This is a genomic window from Xanthomonas sp. D-99, assembly GCF_017746145.1.
GTDB lineage: Bacteria > Pseudomonadota > Gammaproteobacteria > Xanthomonadales > Xanthomonadaceae > Xanthomonas > Xanthomonas cissicola.
This window is the reverse complement of the sequence record NZ_JAGHWU010000016.1, coordinates 122,008-140,144: the sequence shown is the minus strand read 5'-3', so window position 1 is coordinate 140,144 and position 18,137 is coordinate 122,008. Positions and strand designations below refer to the sequence as shown.

17 protein-coding genes are annotated in these 18,137 nt (G+C 66.1%); 8 read left to right on the top strand and 9 right to left on the bottom strand.

Annotated elements, in window-relative coordinates:
• Entirely contained in the window at nt 1-753 is a 753-nt protein-coding gene (locus J7360_RS07725; RefSeq protein WP_057659848.1) for a DUF6065 family protein, read from the bottom strand.
• A 97-nt stretch (nt 754-850) separates the two neighbouring features.
• On the opposite strand from J7360_RS07725, the gene tldD reads away from it, so the two are divergent.
• Entirely contained in the window at nt 851-2,296 is a 1,446-nt protein-coding gene (gene tldD / locus J7360_RS07720) for a metalloprotease TldD (protein WP_007964783.1), read from the top strand.
• 256 nt (nt 2,297-2,552) lie between these two features.
• Here tldD and yjgA read toward each other — a convergent pair whose 3' ends face one another.
• Nucleotides 2,553-3,131, bottom strand: coding sequence for a ribosome biogenesis factor YjgA (gene yjgA, locus J7360_RS07715; protein ID WP_042675330.1), 579 nt, complete (start codon nt 3,129-3,131; stop codon nt 2,553-2,555).
• A 147-nt stretch (nt 3,132-3,278) separates the two neighbouring features.
• Here yjgA and pmbA point away from each other — a divergent pair, with 147 nt between their 5' ends.
• Both pmbA and J7360_RS07705 read left to right on the top strand, forming a co-directional pair.
• Nucleotides 3,279-4,646, top strand: a complete 1,368-nt coding sequence (gene pmbA / locus J7360_RS07710) for a metalloprotease PmbA (protein ID WP_209033595.1) — start codon at nt 3,279-3,281, stop codon at nt 4,644-4,646.
• A gap of 100 nt (nt 4,647-4,746) precedes the next feature.
• The gene (locus J7360_RS07705) at nt 4,747-5,214 is read left to right on the top strand and encodes a DUF4870 domain-containing protein (RefSeq protein ID WP_057659844.1); all 468 of its coding nucleotides are present in this window, start codon (nt 4,747-4,749) and stop codon (nt 5,212-5,214) included.
• Nucleotides 5,215-5,283: 69 nt separating this feature from the next.
• Here the strand turns inward: J7360_RS07705 and J7360_RS07700 are convergent, their stop codons facing one another.
• The 5 genes from J7360_RS07700 to J7360_RS07680 form a co-directional block, all read right to left on the bottom strand.
• Nucleotides 5,284-6,372 carry a M35 family metallo-endopeptidase gene (locus tag J7360_RS07700; RefSeq protein WP_057659842.1) on the bottom strand — a complete coding sequence of 363 codons (1,089 nt, stop codon included), beginning with the start codon at nt 6,370-6,372 and terminating at the stop codon, nt 5,284-5,286.
• A gap of 456 nt (nt 6,373-6,828) precedes the next feature.
• Nucleotides 6,829-7,704: a farnesyl diphosphate synthase gene (locus tag J7360_RS07695; RefSeq protein ID WP_209033593.1), complete on the bottom strand. Its 876-nt coding sequence runs from the start codon at nt 7,702-7,704 to the stop codon at nt 6,829-6,831.
• Nucleotide 7,705: 1 nt separating this feature from the next.
• Nucleotides 7,706-7,966 carry an exodeoxyribonuclease VII small subunit gene (locus J7360_RS07690; RefSeq protein ID WP_003486852.1) on the bottom strand — a complete coding sequence of 87 codons (261 nt, stop codon included), beginning with the start codon at nt 7,964-7,966 and terminating at the stop codon, nt 7,706-7,708.
• 31 nt (nt 7,967-7,997) lie between these two features.
• Nucleotides 7,998-9,299: a tRNA lysidine(34) synthetase TilS gene (gene tilS / locus J7360_RS07685; protein ID WP_057659838.1), complete on the bottom strand. Its 1,302-nt coding sequence runs from the start codon at nt 9,297-9,299 to the stop codon at nt 7,998-8,000.
• Nucleotides 9,300-9,668: 369 nt separating this feature from the next.
• Nucleotides 9,669-11,375, bottom strand: coding sequence for an alkaline phosphatase (locus tag J7360_RS07680; RefSeq protein WP_209033591.1), 1,707 nt, complete (start codon nt 11,373-11,375; stop codon nt 9,669-9,671).
• Nucleotides 11,376-11,517: 142 nt separating this feature from the next.
• On the opposite strand from J7360_RS07680, the gene J7360_RS07675 reads away from it, so the two are divergent.
• The 3 genes from J7360_RS07675 (at nt 11,518) to J7360_RS07665 (ending at nt 14,430) form a co-directional block, all read left to right on the top strand.
• Nucleotides 11,518-12,858 carry a dicarboxylate/amino acid:cation symporter gene (locus J7360_RS07675; RefSeq protein WP_057659834.1) on the top strand — a complete coding sequence of 447 codons (1,341 nt, stop codon included), beginning with the start codon at nt 11,518-11,520 and terminating at the stop codon, nt 12,856-12,858.
• A gap of 9 nt (nt 12,859-12,867) precedes the next feature.
• A complete protein-coding gene (locus J7360_RS07670; RefSeq protein ID WP_057659831.1) occupies nt 12,868-13,704 on the top strand; it encodes a class I SAM-dependent methyltransferase in 837 nt (278 codons plus the stop codon).
• Nucleotides 13,705-13,938: 234 nt separating this feature from the next.
• On the top strand, nt 13,939-14,430 hold the full coding sequence (locus J7360_RS07665) for an acyl-CoA thioesterase (RefSeq protein ID WP_022558987.1): 492 nt from the start codon (nt 13,939-13,941) through the stop codon (nt 14,428-14,430).
• A 237-nt stretch (nt 14,431-14,667) separates the two neighbouring features.
• Here J7360_RS07665 and J7360_RS07660 read toward each other — a convergent pair whose 3' ends face one another.
• Both J7360_RS07660 and J7360_RS07655 read right to left on the bottom strand, forming a co-directional pair.
• Nucleotides 14,668-15,417, bottom strand: coding sequence for a C40 family peptidase (locus J7360_RS07660; protein ID WP_017168813.1), 750 nt, complete (start codon nt 15,415-15,417; stop codon nt 14,668-14,670).
• A gap of 109 nt (nt 15,418-15,526) precedes the next feature.
• Entirely contained in the window at nt 15,527-16,069 is a 543-nt protein-coding gene (locus J7360_RS07655; protein WP_046832418.1) for a C40 family peptidase, read from the bottom strand.
• A 109-nt stretch (nt 16,070-16,178) separates the two neighbouring features.
• Here J7360_RS07655 and J7360_RS07650 point away from each other — a divergent pair, with 109 nt between their 5' ends.
• Nucleotides 16,179-16,658, top strand: a complete 480-nt coding sequence (locus J7360_RS07650) for a peptidylprolyl isomerase (protein ID WP_007964764.1) — start codon at nt 16,179-16,181, stop codon at nt 16,656-16,658.
• A 231-nt stretch (nt 16,659-16,889) separates the two neighbouring features.
• Nucleotides 16,890-18,134: a DUF418 domain-containing protein gene (locus J7360_RS07645; protein ID WP_209033589.1), complete on the top strand. Its 1,245-nt coding sequence runs from the start codon at nt 16,890-16,892 to the stop codon at nt 18,132-18,134.
• Nucleotides 18,135-18,137: the final 3 nt, after the last annotated feature.

Below are 18,137 nucleotides of genomic sequence, written 5' to 3'. Positions count from 1 at the left end.
TCACTGTGCGGGCGTGTCCTCGCTGCCGGCACGGGTAAACATCGGCAAGCGCAGTCGCGACCGATGCCCCGGCACTGGCGGCTGCGCGGGTGCAGCCACGCCAAGAAAGTAGCCACGCTGCCATTTGTCGCGCGCCGCGGCCGATTGCGCATCGGGCAGGTCATCGAGAAAGCGCGTGCGGCTTTGGGTCCAGTCGGCGTGTTGCTGCGCCAGCTGCGGCGCTTCGGACAGCGGCTTCCACTGCGGCCGCACCTGCTCGATCAACTGTCGCTGCAGCGGGAACAGATGACAGAACGGCTCGCCCGCCTCGAAGCGCACCCGCCCGGGCCGGGTGAAGCGCCAGTTCATGGTGAAGGTATGCGGGCTCCAGTCGGTTTCCACCATGCCGCTGAGCGCGCCGATGCCGTCCTTGGGCCGGTTCAGGGGCCCGGTGACGAACAGGTCGATGCCGGTATCGGTGCGGAACAGGCACGGTACGTGGAAGGTCAGCACGCCATAGCCGAAGTGGCTGATCGCCGGTGCCTGCGTGTCTGCATCGGCGCTGATGGTAATCGCCGCCAGCGCGTCGCTGCCGTCCCAACTGGCCTCGAAACCGGACTGGCACAGCAGCTCCCAGCCGTGCGCATTGGCGATCGCCAGCGGCAGGCAGCGGTAGGCGTAGCGCTGGTCGGTGGCGTCCATCCACGCGCGCTCGTGCGGGGCAGGGCGGATGTCCAGCGTGTGGCCGTCCAGGACGTGGGCGATGAGCTTCATGCGCGGGCGATCGTGAAGAACTGGCTGGCGATGATAGCTGCGCGCATGTTCAGCCGAACGACTTGTCTCCCCGGCGCGCGGGCCCCATCCTGACCACATGACAGATAACGCTCTCACTCTGGCCGAAACCCGGCTGCTGCTCCCCTCCGGCCTGGACGCCGGCCATCTCGACCGCACCTTCGGCGCCCTGCTGGGCCCGGGCATCGACTTCGGCGATCTGTATTTCCAGCATTCGCGGCGCGAGAGCTGGAGCGTGGAAGACGGCATCGTCAAGGACGGTGCGCATTCCATCGAACAAGGCGTGGGCGTGCGCGCAATCGCTGGCGAGAAAACCGGCTTCGCCTATTCCGACGATATCCATCGCGATGCGCTGCTCGAAGCTGCACAGTCCGCGCGCGCGATCTCGCGCGAGGGCGGCGCGCAATCCACCCGCTCGCTGGTGCGCGGCAATGGCCGTGCGCTGTACCCGGCCACCGATCCCATCGACGACATGGACAGCGCCACCAAGGTGGACCTGCTGCGTCGGATCGACCAGTTCCTGCGCGCTGCCGACCCGCGCGTCAAGCAGGTGATGGTGAGCCTGTCCGGCGGCGTGGACACGGTGCTGATCGCCCGCAGCGACGGCGTGCTGGCAGCGGACGTGCGCCCGCTGGTGCGCTTGAATGTGCAGGTGATCGTCGAACAGGGCGGCCGGCGCGAATCCGGTTATTCCGGCGGCGGCGGGCGTTATGGCTATGCCGACCTGTTTGCCGACGGCCGCCCGGAAGGCTTCGCGCGCGAAGCACTGCGCCAGGCGCTGGTGAATCTGGACGCGATCCCGGCGCCGGCCGGTGTGATGCCGGTGGTGCTTGGCCCGGGCTGGCCCGGCGTGCTGTTGCACGAGGCGGTGGGGCACGGCCTGGAAGGCGACTTCAACCGCAAGGGCACCAGCGTCTACGCCGGGCGCATCGGCGAGCGCGTGGCCTCGCCGGGCGTGACCATCGTCGATGACGGCACCCTGGACGGCCGTCGCGGCTCGCTCAATATCGATGACGAAGGCACGCCCAGCCAGTGCACCACGCTGATCGAAGACGGCGTGCTGGTGGGTTACATGCAGGACAGCCACAACGCGCGCCTGATGGGGGTTGCGCCCACCGGCAACGGCCGCCGCGAATCGTTCGCGCACCTGACCATGCCGCGCATGACCAATACCTACATGCGTGCTGGCCAGCACGACCCGGAAGAGATGATCCGCTCGGTCAAGAAGGGCATCTACGCGGTGAACTTCGGTGGCGGCCAGGTCGACATCACCAGCGGCAAATATGTGTTTTCGGCCACCGAGGCCTACCTGATCGAAGACGGCAAGGTCACCGCGCCGGTCAAGGGCGCCACCCTGATCGGCAATGGCCCGGAGACCATGCAGAAGGTGCGCATGATCGGCAACGACCTGGCATTGGACGAAGGCGTGGGCGTCTGCGGCAAGGACGGGCAGAGCGTGCCGGTCGGCGTCGGTCAGCCGTCGCTGTTGATCGACGGCATCACGGTTGGCGGAACGCAGGCCTGAGATGCGGGGAATCGGGAATCGGGAATCGGGATTCGTAACGGTCAGGAGCGGGGCGCACGTGGCCGTGACGTGTGCTGCGTCGGTCTCGGAACCGCGATTGGAGGTCAGAGCATCGGGAAGCGCGGCGGTAGAGGCGCGCAGCGTCCTCGGCGCTCAGGTGTCGCCTACCCAGGCGGCTGACGTTGGACGCTGGCTGCCGCGGTTGGCTGCGGCGGAGGCGCTGGTTGAGCGGCTCCACGACTGCGGCCGCCAGGTCCTATTCGTCGTCTCCCGGATCCTGGTCGTCGTCCAATCCCGAATCCCCACTCTCCAATCCCTGCTCTTGGGACAGCTCGCGCAGCACCTGGAACAGTTCGCGGTAGGCGCGCGGGGGCTTGTTTTTGGCACGTTCGTGGATCGCGTTGCGTACCAGCTGACGCAGTTGCTGGCGGTCGGCAGCCGGGTAGGCTTCCAGCAGTTCGGCCAGCGCCCCGTCGCCTTCTGCGAGCAGGCGTTCGCGCCAGCGCTCGACCCGGTGGATCGCCGCCACTTCGCGGCGCGCGGTGTCGCTGTTGGCGTCCAGCGCATCGCGGATCGCGGCCAGGGTCTGCTCGTCCTCGCGGCGCATGTGCTTGGCCAGAAACGCCAGTTGCCGCTTGTGCGCGATATGCGAGGTGATCCGCTTGCTCTCTTCGATATGCGGGATCAGCGATTCGGGCACCGGCAACTTGGCCAACTGCGCCGGGGTCAGCGCCACCAGCTTTTCGCCCAGGTCGAAAATCTCCAGCGCCTCGCGCCGCTGCTGGCTGCGGCTGGCGCCGCGAAATTCACCGGTCTCTTCATCGCGTCCGCGCATTGCCACCACATCCCGAAACTTGGTTGATAAACATCTCCGGCCTCGAACGGCCGGGCGTCGGCGGAACAACTCCGCACCGAATTCAAACACTCCGGTCATGGACAGCCGGGCTTTCGCGGACGGATCCGCGTTTCCAAGGATAAAGCATTGAACGCACTCTCCTCCGAAATCCGCGTCACCGACGACAGCCTGCAGCGCCTGGACGCGCTTAGCGACATCTCCCAGCGCCTGCTCGAGCGCGCGCGTGCGGCCGGCGCCACGCAGGCCGAAGTGAGCTGCAGCGAAGAGCGCGGCCTGGACGTCAATGTGCGGCTGGGCGATGTGGAGACGGTCGAATCCACCCGCGATCGTGGCATTGCGGTCACGGTCTACTTCGGCAAGCGCAAGGGCAGTGCCAGTACCGCCGACCTGCAGGATTCCAGCCTGGAGTCCACCGTGGCGCAGGCCTGCGCGATCGCCCGTTTCACCGAGGACGACGTGGCCGCCGGCCTGGCCGACCCGGAGTTGATGGCGCGCGAGTTCCCCGAGCTGGATAGCTGGCACCCGTGGGCGCTGGACGCCGACACCGCCGTGGATCTGGCGCTGGCCTGCGAAACCGCCGGACGCGATGCCGATGCGCGCATCAGCAACTCCGACGGCGCCTCGGCCAGCACCGGGCTCAGCCTGTCGGTGTACGCCAATTCGCACGGCTTCATCGGCCGCGAGCGCGGTACCCATCATTCGATCAGCTGCGCGCTGATCGCCGGCCAGGGCGACGGCATGCAGCGCGACGGCTGGTACAGCAGTGCGCTGGCACGCGAGGACCTGGGAGCGCCCGACGCGATCGGCCGCCATGCCGCCGAGCGTACCGTGGCGCGCTTGCAGCCGCGTTCGCTGCCCACCGGCCAGTTGCCGGTGCTGTTCGCACCGGAAGTGGCGCGCTCGCTGGTCGGCCACCTGCTCGGTGCGGTTTCCGGCGGCGCGCTGTATCGCCGTGCCAGCTTCCTGCTCGACAGCGTCGGCAGCAAGTTGTTCCCGGACTGGTTCAACATCGAAGAGTTGCCGCACCTGCGCCGCGGTTTGCGCTCGGCCGCCTTCGACGGCGAAGGCGTGGCGACGCGGCGTTCGGCGCTGATCACCGACGGCGTGCTGCAGCGCTATGTGCTGGGCAGCTATTCGGCACGCAAGTTGGGCCTGCAGACCACCGCCAATGCCGGCGGCGTGCACAACCTGCAGGTCACCGCCAATGCAGGCGATCTGGCGTCGATGATTGCCGGCATGTCGCGCGGCCTGCTGGTCACCGAATTGATGGGCAACGGCGTCAATCCCGTCACCGGCGACTATTCGCGCGGGGCCGGTGGCTTCTGGATCGAGAATGGCGTGATTGCCTATCCGGTCGATGGCCTGACCGTCGCCGGCAATCTGCGCGACATGTTCGCCGGCATCGAAGCGGTGGGCAGCGATGTCGATCCGCGCTCGCACGTCAAGATCGGCTCGGTGCTGATCAACCGCATGACGGTGGCAGGCGACAGCTGAGCGGCATCGGCTGTACCGGCTTCACCGGTGTCCGAGCGGCGGCTTGTTGTGTCGGCGCACGCCTCACGAGCAGCCGCTCGAACCTGCAAACCGCGTGCCCGTGTCTTTCCGCACTGGTGGCTGGCTGAATCGTTGCTATAGTCCGCCGCACCACAACCATGCACGGGGAGACATGATGAGCGAATTCGAATCGCACGCCGTACCGCCACCACCGCCGCAGGTCGGCACCAGCAGTCCGTCGGAGGAGCGCACGCTCGCGCTGGCCGCGCATCTGCTCGGCATCGTGACCTCGTTCGTCGGTGCCTTGGTGATCTGGTTGATCAGCAAGGACGCCAGCCCGTCCAAGCCATTCGCGACCGATCAAGCCAAGGAAGCGCTGAATTTCCAGATCACCGTGCTCATTGCCACCGTGGCAGCGGTCATTCTGACCATCGTCTCGTTCGGCATCCTGTTCTTCCTGCCGACGCTGGTGTGGATTGCCAACCTGGTGCTGTGCATCCTGGCCGCAGTCAAGGCCAACAATGGCGAGCATTACCGTTACCCGTTCGCGTTGCGTCTGATCAAGTAACTGGTGCAATGGAAACGACAAAGGCCCGGCAGCGATGCCGGGCCTTTGTCGTTTCAGGCGATGGAGCGATCAGTTCTGCGCCGGGGTGTTTTCGGCGAAGTACTCATGGCTGTCGGCATTGGTGATGGCCTGCGCCGGGTTGCTGATCGCCAGGCTGCGCGCGCCGGACTGGCCATAGACGCGGTCCTGGGTGCCGGCGACGACCGTGAAGTGACTCATCTCGTGTACCAGCGTGCCGGCCTTGGAGTCGGTGCCGGTGGTCGATGCACTCCAGAACGCATTGCAGACATAGATCTCGTAAGGCGCGTTGGCATAGACGTACGCGTAGGCACTTTCGGTGCAACCGCAATTGATGGTGATCTGGCCGTTGTTCTGGTCCAGCGCATTATCGATGTTGACGAAGTTCGAGCTCACCCGGCTGTAGCGCGAGGCGTTATAGGTGCCGAACCAGGTGGTGTAGCGCGCACCAGTGCTGCCGGCGTTGAGGTAGTTGCGCGCGTTCTGCGAGTAATTGCGCGCGGCGGTCACTGCACTGCCGGCCTGACTGGTGCGGGTAGTGCTGCAGTTGAGGTAGTTGATGCCGTTGACCACGGCGGTCGGGCCGACTGCAAGCTGGCGCTGTACCCCACGGCTGACGCCGTCCAGCCACACGGTGAGCGGGGTGCTGGTGGCCACGGCCGGCTCGCCGTTGGCCGCTTTCATCAGACTGCCGTCGGAAAAGGAGGCGTACTGCAGCGCCGAGCGCACCTGGATGGAGTAGTTGCCGCTGGTGGACAGATCGTAGGCGCCGGCCAGATCGACCTCGCCCTTCACGCTCTGACCCGGCTGCAGGATGGTGAAGTCGGCGGCCTTGGGCAGGCCGCGCTTGACCAGGCGCCCGGTGTAATCCACTGGCTTGCCGTCGCGGCTCACTTCCAGAATGCCGTTATCCAGTGATTTCAACGGCAGCTGATAGGTCGGCACGCGCGCGATCTGGCTGCCGTTATTGGTGACGGTGACGGCGATCTTGCCCTGATGACGCCCGGCCTGGTCGGCCACTGGCGACAGTTCGATGGTCAATGGAACCGGGCCGCGCACAGACTGCGCCTGCGCCGATCCGAGGACGCCAACAACGGCCAGCGTGCCTGCTGCAAACGATGCGAAAAAAACGTTTTTCACCAGTAACTCTCCGTGTGATCGGGGGATGTCCGCGGATGCGGGCAAGCCAAACCTAGGCAGGACGAGCGAACGCGACAAGTTATTCAATTGCGAATATTTTTGTTCCTATCGAACACATGAACGGTGTCGAAATATCGCGGATGTCGACAATTCAGCTTTAAATGTGAAGTCGATCACGTGCTGCAGCTCCGGATGTGTCAATGGCTGACACAAATGCACGCGAGAAAAGTTACAATGTGTGATCAAGTTGGCTGGTTGGCCGCTGCTGCTGCGGGCGTTGACCGTGCGCTGGCGCACGGAGTGGGCAAATCATGCCCTTTGCGTCTGATTTATGTCGCCAATGGTCGAGATGTGGCCGCGAGCGACCAGCGCGTCTTTGCGACACGCAGGAACTTCAGATCGATTCGGCATCGGCCGTCCCCGCTTGCTGCGGTTTAGCGGCGTTGGCAACGGCGCCTAGTGCGCGCGGTTCACCGCAAACCGGCCCAAGGTGACCAATGTCTCGCCTGGTTGCCCGTAGGGCTGCAGGACGTCATGCATGCGCGCGGCCAGCTCGGCCAGCTTCGCCTTGGCGCCGTCCATCCCCAGCAGGGCGGGGTAGGTGGATTTGGATTGCGCCGCGTCCTTGCCGGCGGTCTTGCCCAGCTGCGCCGAGCTCGATTCCACATCCAGGATGTCATCGCGCACCTGGAAGGCCAGGCCTAGCGCGTCGGCAAATTCGTCCAGACGCTGCTGGTCGGCCGCCGCGGCGCCTCCGGTCAGTGCGCCCATCCGTACCGCTGCACGGATCAACGCGCCGGTCTTGAGCGCATGCATGCGTTGCAGGTGCTGCAGCGATTGCAGTTGCCCGGTCGCATCGATATCCAGCGCCTGGCCGCCGCACATGCCCGCCGCACCCGCCGCGTTGGCCAGGCTCTGCATCCAGCCCACGCGCAGTTCGGCGCTGGCAGGGGCAGTGGCGAGTAATTCGAACGCGCGCGTCTGCAAGGCATCGCCGGCCAGAATCGCGGTGGCCTCGTCAAAGGCGATATGCACGGTGGGCTGGCCGCGTCGCAGCGCGTCGTCGTCCATCGCCGGTAAATCGTCGTGCACCAGCGAATAAGCGTGAATCAGCTCTACTGCCACCGCGGGCGTGTCGAGCTGATCCTCAGCGGCACCGAACAATGCGCCGCTTGCGTAGACCAGCAGCGGGCGCATGCGCTTGCCCCCGCCCAGCACGGCGTGACGCATCGCTGCATGCAGGCGCTTCGGCGCATGCGTGGCGCTCGGCAAGCCGGCCTCCAGGCTGCGTTCGGTACGGGCGATCCAGCGGTCGAACAACGCCGAGCTCACCTCAGCCGTCCAGCGACGGCGGTTCGAAGGCTTCGGCAAGCTCGGGGCGGGCGGGGTCGGTCAACAAGCGCACGCGCAGTTCGGCCTGTTCCAGCGCCTGCTGGCAATCACGGTACAACCCGATGCCGCGTTCGTAGGCCGTGAGCGATTGCTCCAGGCTCAGGTCGCCGACTTCCATCTTCTGTACCAGTTGCTCGAGTTCTTCCAGCGACTGTTCGAAGCGGGCAACCGGGGACGTTTCGTTCAAGGACTTCTTGGCCATCGCTAAAGTGTGCGGCGCGCGCGCAGGCGGGTCAATTCGCATCGGCAGCCGTGCGCCACTGCAGCGATGCGGCATTGGTCTGCAACCATGCGTTCAAGGTGCCGGAAATGATGCAATCGCCGGCGGCGAGCACCTGCGCGCCTTCCCACAGGATCGGCAGGCGCCCGCGTTCCCACGGCGGCAGATCCAGCGCCTGCAGCAGATGTTTGAGTTGGTGCGAATGCCTGCGCTGCGGCAGCACGATGCGCTCGCCGCCCTGGCGGGCCCGCACCAGCAGCGGTTGCGCAAAGCGCAGGCCCGGTGCGCCGAGCAACCGCAACTGCGCACCGTCGGGGAGTTGCAGGGGCGCTGCGCCGTCCCATTGCGCGTGCCAGTCAGACGGCCAGGCCGCAGCGGCGCGATGCAGAAACAGGCACTGGCGCCAGCGGCGTACTTCTACCTGCTGCCACGCAAAGCAGGCATGCCGATCTGCAGCATGATTGTCGATTTCCTGTTCCAGCGCGGCCACGCCGTGCGCAGGCAGCGGCGGCGCGTGCGCCGCACTTACCCAGGCGCGTAACAGCCGTGCCCTTCGTTCCACGGGTTGCGCGCGCAATGCTTGCAGATCCAGCGCGCCGCTGGCGGTAATCACACCTGGCAGCAATGCCATGTCTTGCTGCAGCAGCAACGCACTGGCATCGGCGCTCAGTTGCGCACTGCGCGCCAGTGCGTCGGTCGCCTGCGGCCAGCGTTGCTGCAGCAACGGCACGATCTGGCTGCGCAGGAAATTGCGGTCGTGGTGTGGATCGGCATTGCTGGGGTCATCGATCCAGCGCAATCCGTGCGCATGCGCGTAGGCGAGCAGATCGGCGCGCGCATGCGCCAGCATCGGGCGCCACAGCGTGCCGCTGGCGAACGGGCGCTGCGGGCGCATCGCCGCCAGGCCTTCGGGGCCGGAAGCGCGCAGCGCACGCAGCAGGAACGTTTCCGCCTGGTCGTCGCGATGATGCGCCAGCGCCAGCCATTCGCCAGCAATGAGGGCCTGCGCGAAAGCCGCGTGGCGCGCGTTGCGTGCTGCCGCTTCCAGCCCAAGCCCGCTGTCGCGTGCCACCTGCACCCGCACGATCTGCAACGGCACCTGCAGCGCGTCGCACGTGCGCTGGCAATGCGCCGCCCAGGCGTCGGCATCGGCATGCAACCCATGATGCACATGCAGCGCGCGCAAACCTGCGTGTCGATAGCGCGACGCCGCCGCCAGCAGATGCAGCAGCACGCTGGAATCCATCCCGCCGCTATAGGCCAGCAGCACCGGGCCAGGCGGGGTGGCTGGCAGCAGCGGGGTACCGGTCAGCACAGGCGCGACCTCGCAGCGGATCCTGCGCGCCTGGTGAGTAGATGCCGTCCCGGCTGCGTGACGGTCGGTCGGTCGCCTGCCTGGGATGTTGCCTGCAGGGGACACGGCGACGATTCCAGTGTTCTCGGCGTCCCACAGCGCGAACAACGGCGTGCAGCTGCAGCCTTGGCTGCAATGTGCTGCCGTGCGCGGTTACCGCATCGGTCCGCGACGGCCGATCTGAGCGCCACACCGACAGCGGGGGACGGCGGCCGTTTGCGGGCGTGCTCGCACACGGCGTTGGCGACGCCAGGCCGGCAGGTCGAGCGGCGATGCGTCGACCGCATCATGCGCCGGCTCGCCTGCCATCGCTGCAGCGCTGCCTGCGCATCAGCGCTTGACCGCAGCCTCGAACGTGGCCGGCTTGGGCAATTCCACCGGCACGCCAGCGGCATTGCAGGTGCCGGCCTTGCACAGGCGCTCGCGCAGGCGCGGAGTGGCCTGGACGATGACGTGGTAGATCACGTTCTCTTCCAGCGTGCCGCGGAATGCCGCGCTGCCGGGGCCGGTGGCCCAGATGCCGACATCTTCGCCGCCGTGGCTTTCGGATTTGGTCGGCACCAGCGCTTCCTGCATGTAGCTGGGGGCTTCGGTGTCGACATGGCTCAGGTCCGGGCGGCCAGTGGCCGGCTCGCTGCTGCTGGGTTCGTGCGGATACTTCTTGGGGCCGGCCGGCTGCGCGTTGCTGGCACCGGTGTAGCCGGGGCCATTGGCGTAGCTGAGCGTGGTGTACGGCTGGCCGGCCAGGTCGGTGGCCAGCTGGCTGCGGTCGCCTTCTTCGCCGCCGGTGCCGCGCACCTTGCCCAGGATCGGGTTACCGCGCACCGGGTAGCCGACGAAGTTGAGCGTGTGCGAATGGTCGGCGGTGACGATGATCAGCGTGTCCGGTGGCGCAGTCTGCACAGCAACGCGCACGGCATCGGACAGCGACACGGTTTCATCGAGCGCGCGGTAGGCGTTGCCGGCGTGGTTGGCGTGATCGATACGGCCGCCTTCGACCATCAGCACGAACCCGTTCGGGTCGCGCGACAGCGACTGGATCGCGGTGCGGGTCATCTCGGTCAGGCTGGGCTCGCCCTGCGGGGTGCGGTTGCGGTCGTGATCGAACTGCATGTGGTCCGGTTCGAACAGCCCCAGCAGCGCCGGTGCACCGGACGCTGCCTGCAATTGCTGCTCGTTCCAGACATAGGCGCCTTGCGGGTGCGCTTGTTTCCATTCGGCCACCAGATCGCGACCGTCCAGGCGCAGGCCCACCTTGTCGTCGTATTCCGGGTCGCGCTCCTGCACGCTCTGGAACTGGCTGCGTCCTCCGCCCAGCACCACCTTCGGGCCTCGGCCGTAGCGGGCGGTGGAGAGCAATTGCTGGGCAATGTCCTGGCAACCGGCAGCACGCGCCGACTCGGGTAGGTCGGTGTCGTTTTCCCAGTTGCGGTCCGGCGAATGCGCATAGGTTGCCGCCGGCGTGGCGTGGGTCAGGCGCGTGGTGGTGACGATGCCGGTGGCCATGCCGGCGCTGTCGGCCAGCTGCAGCCAGCTCAGCAGGCCCTTGTTCAAGCTGTCGGCGCAGTCGCTGCGGTTGCCGCTGCTGACCCCGATCGCGCCCATGTGCGACTTCACGCCGGTGGTGATGGAGGTCATGGTGCCGGCCGAATCCGGTGTCTGCGAGTCGGTGTTGTAGGTCTTGCTGAAAGCGGTGGCGGGAAACTGCTCCCAAGACAGCAGGTTCTCTTCGCCCGGGCCGCCCTTGCGCTGGCCGTCCAGGATGCGCGCCGCGGCCACCGTGGTCAGGCTCATGCCATCGCCCAGGAACAGGATCACGTTGCGCGCCTTGCCGGCCATGGCGCCGTTGCCGGCGGCACGGGCGGCGCCCGAGCGGTACCACCATTGCGGGGTTTCGCCGGCCGGGTGCGTCACCTGCGGCACCTCCACGCGGACCGACGCGGGTGCGGAGGTGCCGCTCCCGGTCGTGGAGGCGCAGGCGGCGACGCACAGCGTGGTCAGGGCGGCGAGGGTAGGCAGGCGGTAACGCATCGGCATCGAACTCGTGGCTGAATCAATCCCCATTATGCCGCGATGGGTGGTGTCACACCGATGACACAGCGCTGTTCCAGCCGTGGTCTCGCGGGCAGAGCAGCCCTGGGCTATGGTGCAAGCACTTTCCCCCGGAAGATTCGACGATATGAAACTGGTTGCGGCGTGGTTGCGCATTCCGTTCTGGCAACGCGTGGTGGCCGGCTTTGCGCTAGGCGCGATCGTCGGCGCGGCCATGGGCCCGGCAGCCGATGTGTGGTTCGGTCCCCTGGGTGATCTGTACGTCACGCTGATCAAGATGATCGCCATCCCGCTGGTCTTCTTTGCGGTGATCAATGCGATCTCGTCGTTGCACGGGCAAAAGTCGGTTGCCGCACTCGGCGGGCGCACGTTCTTGTGGTTCGTGATCACCGCAGCATTGGCGGTGGCCGTGGGCCTGGCGGTCGGCACGATCATGCAGCCGGGCGCCGGCCATTTCAGCCTGAGCGTGGATTCGGCCTGGAAACCGCGCGATGTGCCCAGCCCGGTCCAGGTGCTGCTGGATGTGGTGCCGTCCAACCCGTTCTACGCATTGACCGGTATCGGCACCAAGACCAACGCGGCCGGCGAAACGGTGCTGGCGGCGGGGCGTGGCTCGATCCTGCCGGTGATCTTCTTCGCCGCGTTGCTGGGTTTTGCGATGGTCAAGCTCGGCGAGCGTGTGGCCGAGGCGCGCAAGCTCACCGGGCAGTTGAGCGACATCATGATCCAGGTGACGCGCTTCGTGCTGGAGATGACTCCGCTCGGCACCTTTGGCCTGATCGCTGGCCTGGTCGGCAGCTACGGCTTTTCGAAGCTGCTGCCGTTCGGCAATTTCGTGCTGGCGCTGTATGTGGCCTGCGCGATCCACATTGTGGTGGTCTACAGCATCCTGCTGCTCGCACATGGGCTCAACCCGTGGAAGTTTTTCCGCGGTGCCGCGCCGGGCATGCAGGTGGCGTTCGTCAGTTCGTCGAGCTTTGCGGCAATGCCGGTGGCGATGCGTTCGATTACCCACAACCTGGGGGTCAGCAAGGACTACGCCGCATTCGCGGTACCGCTGGGCGCCAGCATCAAGATGGATGGCTGCGGCGCAATCTTTCCAGCGTTGTGCGCGGTGTTCATCGCGCAATACACCGGCGTCCCCCTGACCGCCAACCAGTATTTCGTGGTGCTGATCGCCTCGGTGCTCGGCAGCTTCGGCACGGCCGGCGTACCGGGCACGGCGGTCATCATGGCCACGGTGGTGCTGAGTGCGGCCAATCTGCCGTTGGAAGTGATCGGCTACCTGTATGCGATCGACCGCATCCTGGACATGATGCGCACCATGACCAACGTCACCGGGCAGATGCTGGTGCCGGTGCTGGTGGCCAAGGAAACCGGCCTGCTCGACAAGAGCATCTACGAATCCGCCTCCACCAATGTGGGACTGGAAGATCCGCCCGCTGACAGCGCCAAACCACTGCGCTGAGGCAGCTTGATGCGTGCCGGATTTCCCGTGCTGCGCGAACGGCTGCAGCAGCTGCCCGAGCTGGAACGCGTCGATGGCGTGCTTGTGCAGCGCGGCCTGGCGGAGGACCCTTTCGAGCAGCGCTACCTGGAGATCCGGCGCAAGGAAGGCCGACTCTACACCGATGCGCAGGTGCGCAGCCTGCCGCGTCCGGGCGGAACACTGGGGGCAACGCTGGAATGGCGCGTGCGCGCGCTGTCGAGCAGTTTGCTGGCGCAGCACCTGGCCACGCATGCCGGCGAGGGCGCCATCCTCGAACTCGGTTGCGGCAATGGCTGGCTATCGCACGTGCTGGCGCAGTCGCTGCAACGCGAGGTCTGCGGCATCGACGTCAATCGCACCGAGCTCAGCCAGGCCGCACGCGTGTTCGGCCATGCGGCGGGCCTGAGTTTCATCGCTGGCGACATCCAGACCGTGGCACTGCCGCGCGACGCGTTCGACATCATCGTGCTGCCCGCCTGCGTGCAGTATTTCGCTGATCCTGGCGCGTTGATCGAGCGCTTGCTCGCGCATCTGCGCGAGGATGGCGTGCTGCATATTCTCGACAGCCCGCTCTACGCCACGCCGCAGCACGCCCAAGAGAGTGCCGCACGTAGCCTGCGCTACTTCACCGAGCTGGGCGTTCCGGAACTGGCTGCGCATTATCACCAGCATACCTACGCTACGTTCGACCGCTTTGCAGTGCAGTGGTTGTTCGACCCGCGTCGTTGGAGTGCCCGCATGCGAAAGGCGCTCAGGTTGCCGCAGCCGCATTTCCCGTGGCTGTGTCTGCGCAAGCGCGACAACCTTGAGGTGATTGGCGGTTGAGCGTGCTTTTTGACGTTGTTCGATCATGCGGGGCAACGGGGAGTCGGGCGATCTGACGATGACGCTGCTCAGGCTCACGGGACGAATTTCAACGCATCCCGCACCTTGGCTGATGACAGGTCTTGTGCCGATCTTCGTTGCGCTCACGTCGACCGGTACGGCAATCGCGCTGTGGGTACGACGAGTTCCACCCACATGGCACACTTCCAGCTCATCCATTGACGAGGGCGGGCGGTGATTGGCCAACAGCGTGATCTGACATTTCGTTTTCTGGCCGAGCCCAGCGACGTCAACTTCGGCGGCAAGGTGCATGGCGGCGTGGTGATGAAGTGGATCGACCAGGTTGGTTTTGCGGCGGCCAGTGGTTGGAGCGGGCATTACTGCGTCACCGTGGCGGTGGGCGGTATCCGCTTCGTGGCGCCGGTGCGCATCGGCGATCTGGTGGCCGTGTCGGCCAAACTGGTCTACACCGGCCGCAGCAGCATGCATTTTGCGATCGATGTACGCGCGCGCAGTCCGATGGGCGGCGATTCGCGCCTGTGCACGCATTGCATCATCGTGTTCGTGGCGATGGATCCGGACGGGGTCACCCCGGTGGAAGTGCCGTCCTGGCGGCCAGATACCCCGGAAGATCAACGTCTGGCGGAATACGCGCTCAAGGTGATGGAGTTGAGCAAGGGCATCGAGGACACCATGGCACGGTACAAGGCCGACGCCTCGCAGTAAGCCGCATCCGGTATACGGGTAGATCATCTGCCCGACGACGGCGTAGGCGGTGCGGGCAGCGTGGCTCCTGGTGCGCCTGGCGCGTGGGTGGGTAGGCGCCGATAGAGGCTGCGCGGTCGCACACGGACGTCGCGGCCCGGTTCCGCGCAACAAAAAGGCCGCGAGATCGTCGCGGCCTTCTTCGACTGAGTCGAAAGCAACCGAGTCGAAAGCAACCGAGTCGAAAGCAACCGAGCGTTACAGCACCCGGCGCGCCTGGATGAACTTCTCGCTCCAGTAGCCGCTTGCCAGCGAATCAACGCGCACGTCCTTGCCGCGGCTGGGCGCGTGCAGGAACTTGCCGTCGCCGACCACCAGGCCGACATGGTCGATACGGCCACGCTTGCCGAAGAACACCAGGTCGCCAGCCTTCAGCGCGCTCGGGTCCTTGATCAGCTCGGCCGATTCGTCGCGGGCAATGTCGCGCGAGACGCGCGGCAAGTCGATGCCGAGCGCAGTCTTGAATACATAGCCGACCAGGCCGCTGCAGTCGAACCCTTCGGTGGATTCGCCGCCCCAGACGTACGGAGTGCCGAGCAGGGCCATGGCGCGCTGCAGGATCACCTGCACGCGGCTATCGGCCACGGCGTTCTGGGCAGCATTGGCTGCGCTCTGCGACACGTCGTAATTGGCAAGCAGGCGGCTGAGATCGCCGGCGAACATCGCCGAGCGGTCCATCAGCGGAATGGCGTCGTTGGCAGCCAGGTGCGGAAGCAGGGCGGCCAGTGTTGCGGTGGCAGCGGCGTCGGCGCGGCTGCGGGTTGCGGCTTTCTCGGCGGCGACGGCGCTGTCAGGCGTGGTCGTCTGCGGAGCGGATGGCGTGCTGCTGGCGGTCTGCGCGAATGCAGGAAGTGCTGCAATCAAGAGAGCGGTGGCGCATAGCAGGCGGAGCGGTTTCCGGGGCGGAAGCGGTGCGGCGCCAGTTTTGATCTGTTCGTCGTTCGTCACGCGGGAATCACAGTTCTGCTGTCGATGCGAGATGATGCCCTGGTGAAAGAATCGTTACGTTCAAAAAAAGTTAACTTTCCGTTTTATGACTTGTGATTTCCGTCACATTTTAGTGCAAAACCCGCTTTGAACCTGAATAATGGTCACGCCAGTAAGCTCCATCAAGAAAGTCCAAGCGGACCGTACCGCCGGTGGTAGGGGCATGCACGAAGCGGCCTTCACCGACATAAATGCCAACATGGGTCACGTTGCCTCCAGCGCCGAAAAACACCAGATCGCCGGTGGCAAGTCGCTCGGGCGGGATGCGCGGGCCCTGGATTGCGGCCAGTTCGCGCGAGGTGCGCGGTAGTGCCAGGGCCAGTACGTCTTTGTAGACATAGGTGACCAGTCCGCTGCAGTCGAAGCCGGTCTCCGGCGTATTGCCGCCGAACCGGTACGGGGTGCCCACCAGCCCCAACGCCCGCATCAAGATGTTGTTGGCGGCGGCCGGGTCGGCCGGCGGCACCTGCGGCCACACGCGCGCGGCCGCAGGGGGCGCGGCCGCGCGCCGCACCGGCGCGTGCGACGAACAGCCCCCCAGGAGCAGCAGGCCCAGCAACAGGCTGGCCGCGGCGCGTCGGGCGCTGGCGGCGAAAACTGGCGTGATATGCATGGAGCCGGGATAATGGGCGGTTCGAAAGGTCGCCATGATGGCGGCGCACCCGGCGGCCGACAAGCCGTCCTCAACCGTCTGCCACCGGGCAGCCCATTCAGAGCCAGGCATGAAGATCGAAAAAGACAGCGTCGTCCGCTTCCATTACACCGTTTCGGAAATCGGCCAGGAGCCGATCGAGAGCTCCAAGGAGCGTGACCCGTTGGCGATCATGATCGGCCACGGCAACATCATCCCGGGCCTGGAAGCGGCCATGATGGACAAGGAAGCCGGCGAGAGCTTCGGTGTGGACGTCAAGGCCACCGACGCCTACGGCGAATACCGCGAAGGCCTGAGCCAGCGCGTGCCCAAGAAGCATTTCGGCGCCACCAAGCTGGTGCCCGGTACCCAGGTCGTGTTGCAGACCAACTTCGGTCCGCGCGCAGTGACGGTGCAGAAGGTCGGCATGAGCGTGGTCGATGTGGACCTCAATCACCCGATGGCCGGCAAGGATCTGCACTTCGACGTGGAGATCGTCGAAGTGCGCGAAGCCACCGCGGAAGAGCGCGACCACGGCCATGTGCACGGCGACGGCGGTCATCACCACTAAGGTCGGTCACGCACGCACTCGCGTGGCGGTTGGACGGGTGGGACGCATGCGCGCCACTGACGTAGGCCGGCCATCCGGCGCTACGGTGGTGCATGCCGGCCACACGCACATCGGCCCATGTCTGTGGGTTGCCGCGGTGCGTGCATGATTGCTGTTCCTGACGGCCTGCCCCATCGGCGGGCCGTTCGCATTCTGCGGCGCGCGCCGCCGCATCTGGTTGCCTGAGCCGTGATGACATCCCGCGACGTGCTGCTCCCCATTGCTGCGACCGAGCGCATCGTCGTGCTGGATGTCCTGCGCGGCGTGGCATTGCTGGGCATCCTGCTGATGAACATTGAAGCCTTCGTCGGGCCGCTCGATCTGGCCATGACCGGCGTGGAGCCGCATTGGCATGGCGCCGACCGGGTTGCCGATGCGCTGGTCTACGTGTTCGTGCAAGGCAAGTTCTACACGCTGTTTTCGCTGTTGTTCGGCATGGGCTTTGCGGTGATGGCGCAGCGCGCCGCACAGGCCGGGCGCGCATTCTTCGGCCTGTATCTACGCCGCATCCTCGGGCTGTTGGCGATCGGGCTTGCCCATGCATTGCTGGTGTGGTCCGGCGATATCCTGGTGACCTATGCCCTGCTGGCGTTGCTGCTGCTGAGTGCGCGCAACGTGCCGACGGTGACGCTGCCGTGGCTCGCTGCATTGGTGTACCTGTGCGCACCTGGGTTGACCTTGCTGTACGGCGTGGCAGGCGAGCTGGCGCAGGCCGATCCCGCTGCGACGGTGCAGTGGAAAGCGGCGATGGCCGACGCCGCGCAGCAGGCGCTGGCGAATGTGCAGGCGCAGCGCGCCGCATTCGGCAGCGGCACTTACCTGCAAGCGACGGTGCAGCGCTGGCATGACTTTCAGGAAGCGATGACCGGCCTCAGCATCAACGGCCCGGCCATGCTCGGCATGTTCCTGCTCGGTGGCTGGTTCGTGCGCAGCAGTGCGATCGCCACGCCCGAGCGCTTCCCACGCTTGTTTGCGACGCTACGCTATGGCGTGTTGCCGCTCGGGCTGGGCGTGATGCTGGCAAGTTATGCATTGGAGCCGTGGATCGATCCGGCGCGTCTGGACCTGCGCCTGTCCGGCGCCTTCGCGCTGTCGCTGGTTGCAGGGCCGTTGATGTGCCTGGGCTATGCCGCGTGGGTGGTGCGCCTGGCACCGCGCCTGGCATGGCTTGCGCCAGCAGGGCGGATGGCATTGAGCAACTATCTGCTGCAATCGCTGGTCTGCACCGGCATCTTCTACGGCTACGGGCTGGGCTATTTCGAACAGCTGCCGCGGGTGTGGCAACTGCCGTTCGCACTGGCACTGTTTGCGCTGCAGGTGCTGCTGAGCCGGTGCTGGCTGCACTGGTTCCGCTTCGGGCCGATGGAATGGCTATGGCGCAGCGTGACCTATCTGCAGGTGCCGCCGATGTGGCGTGGCGCTGGGCGCGCCGGGTAGCGC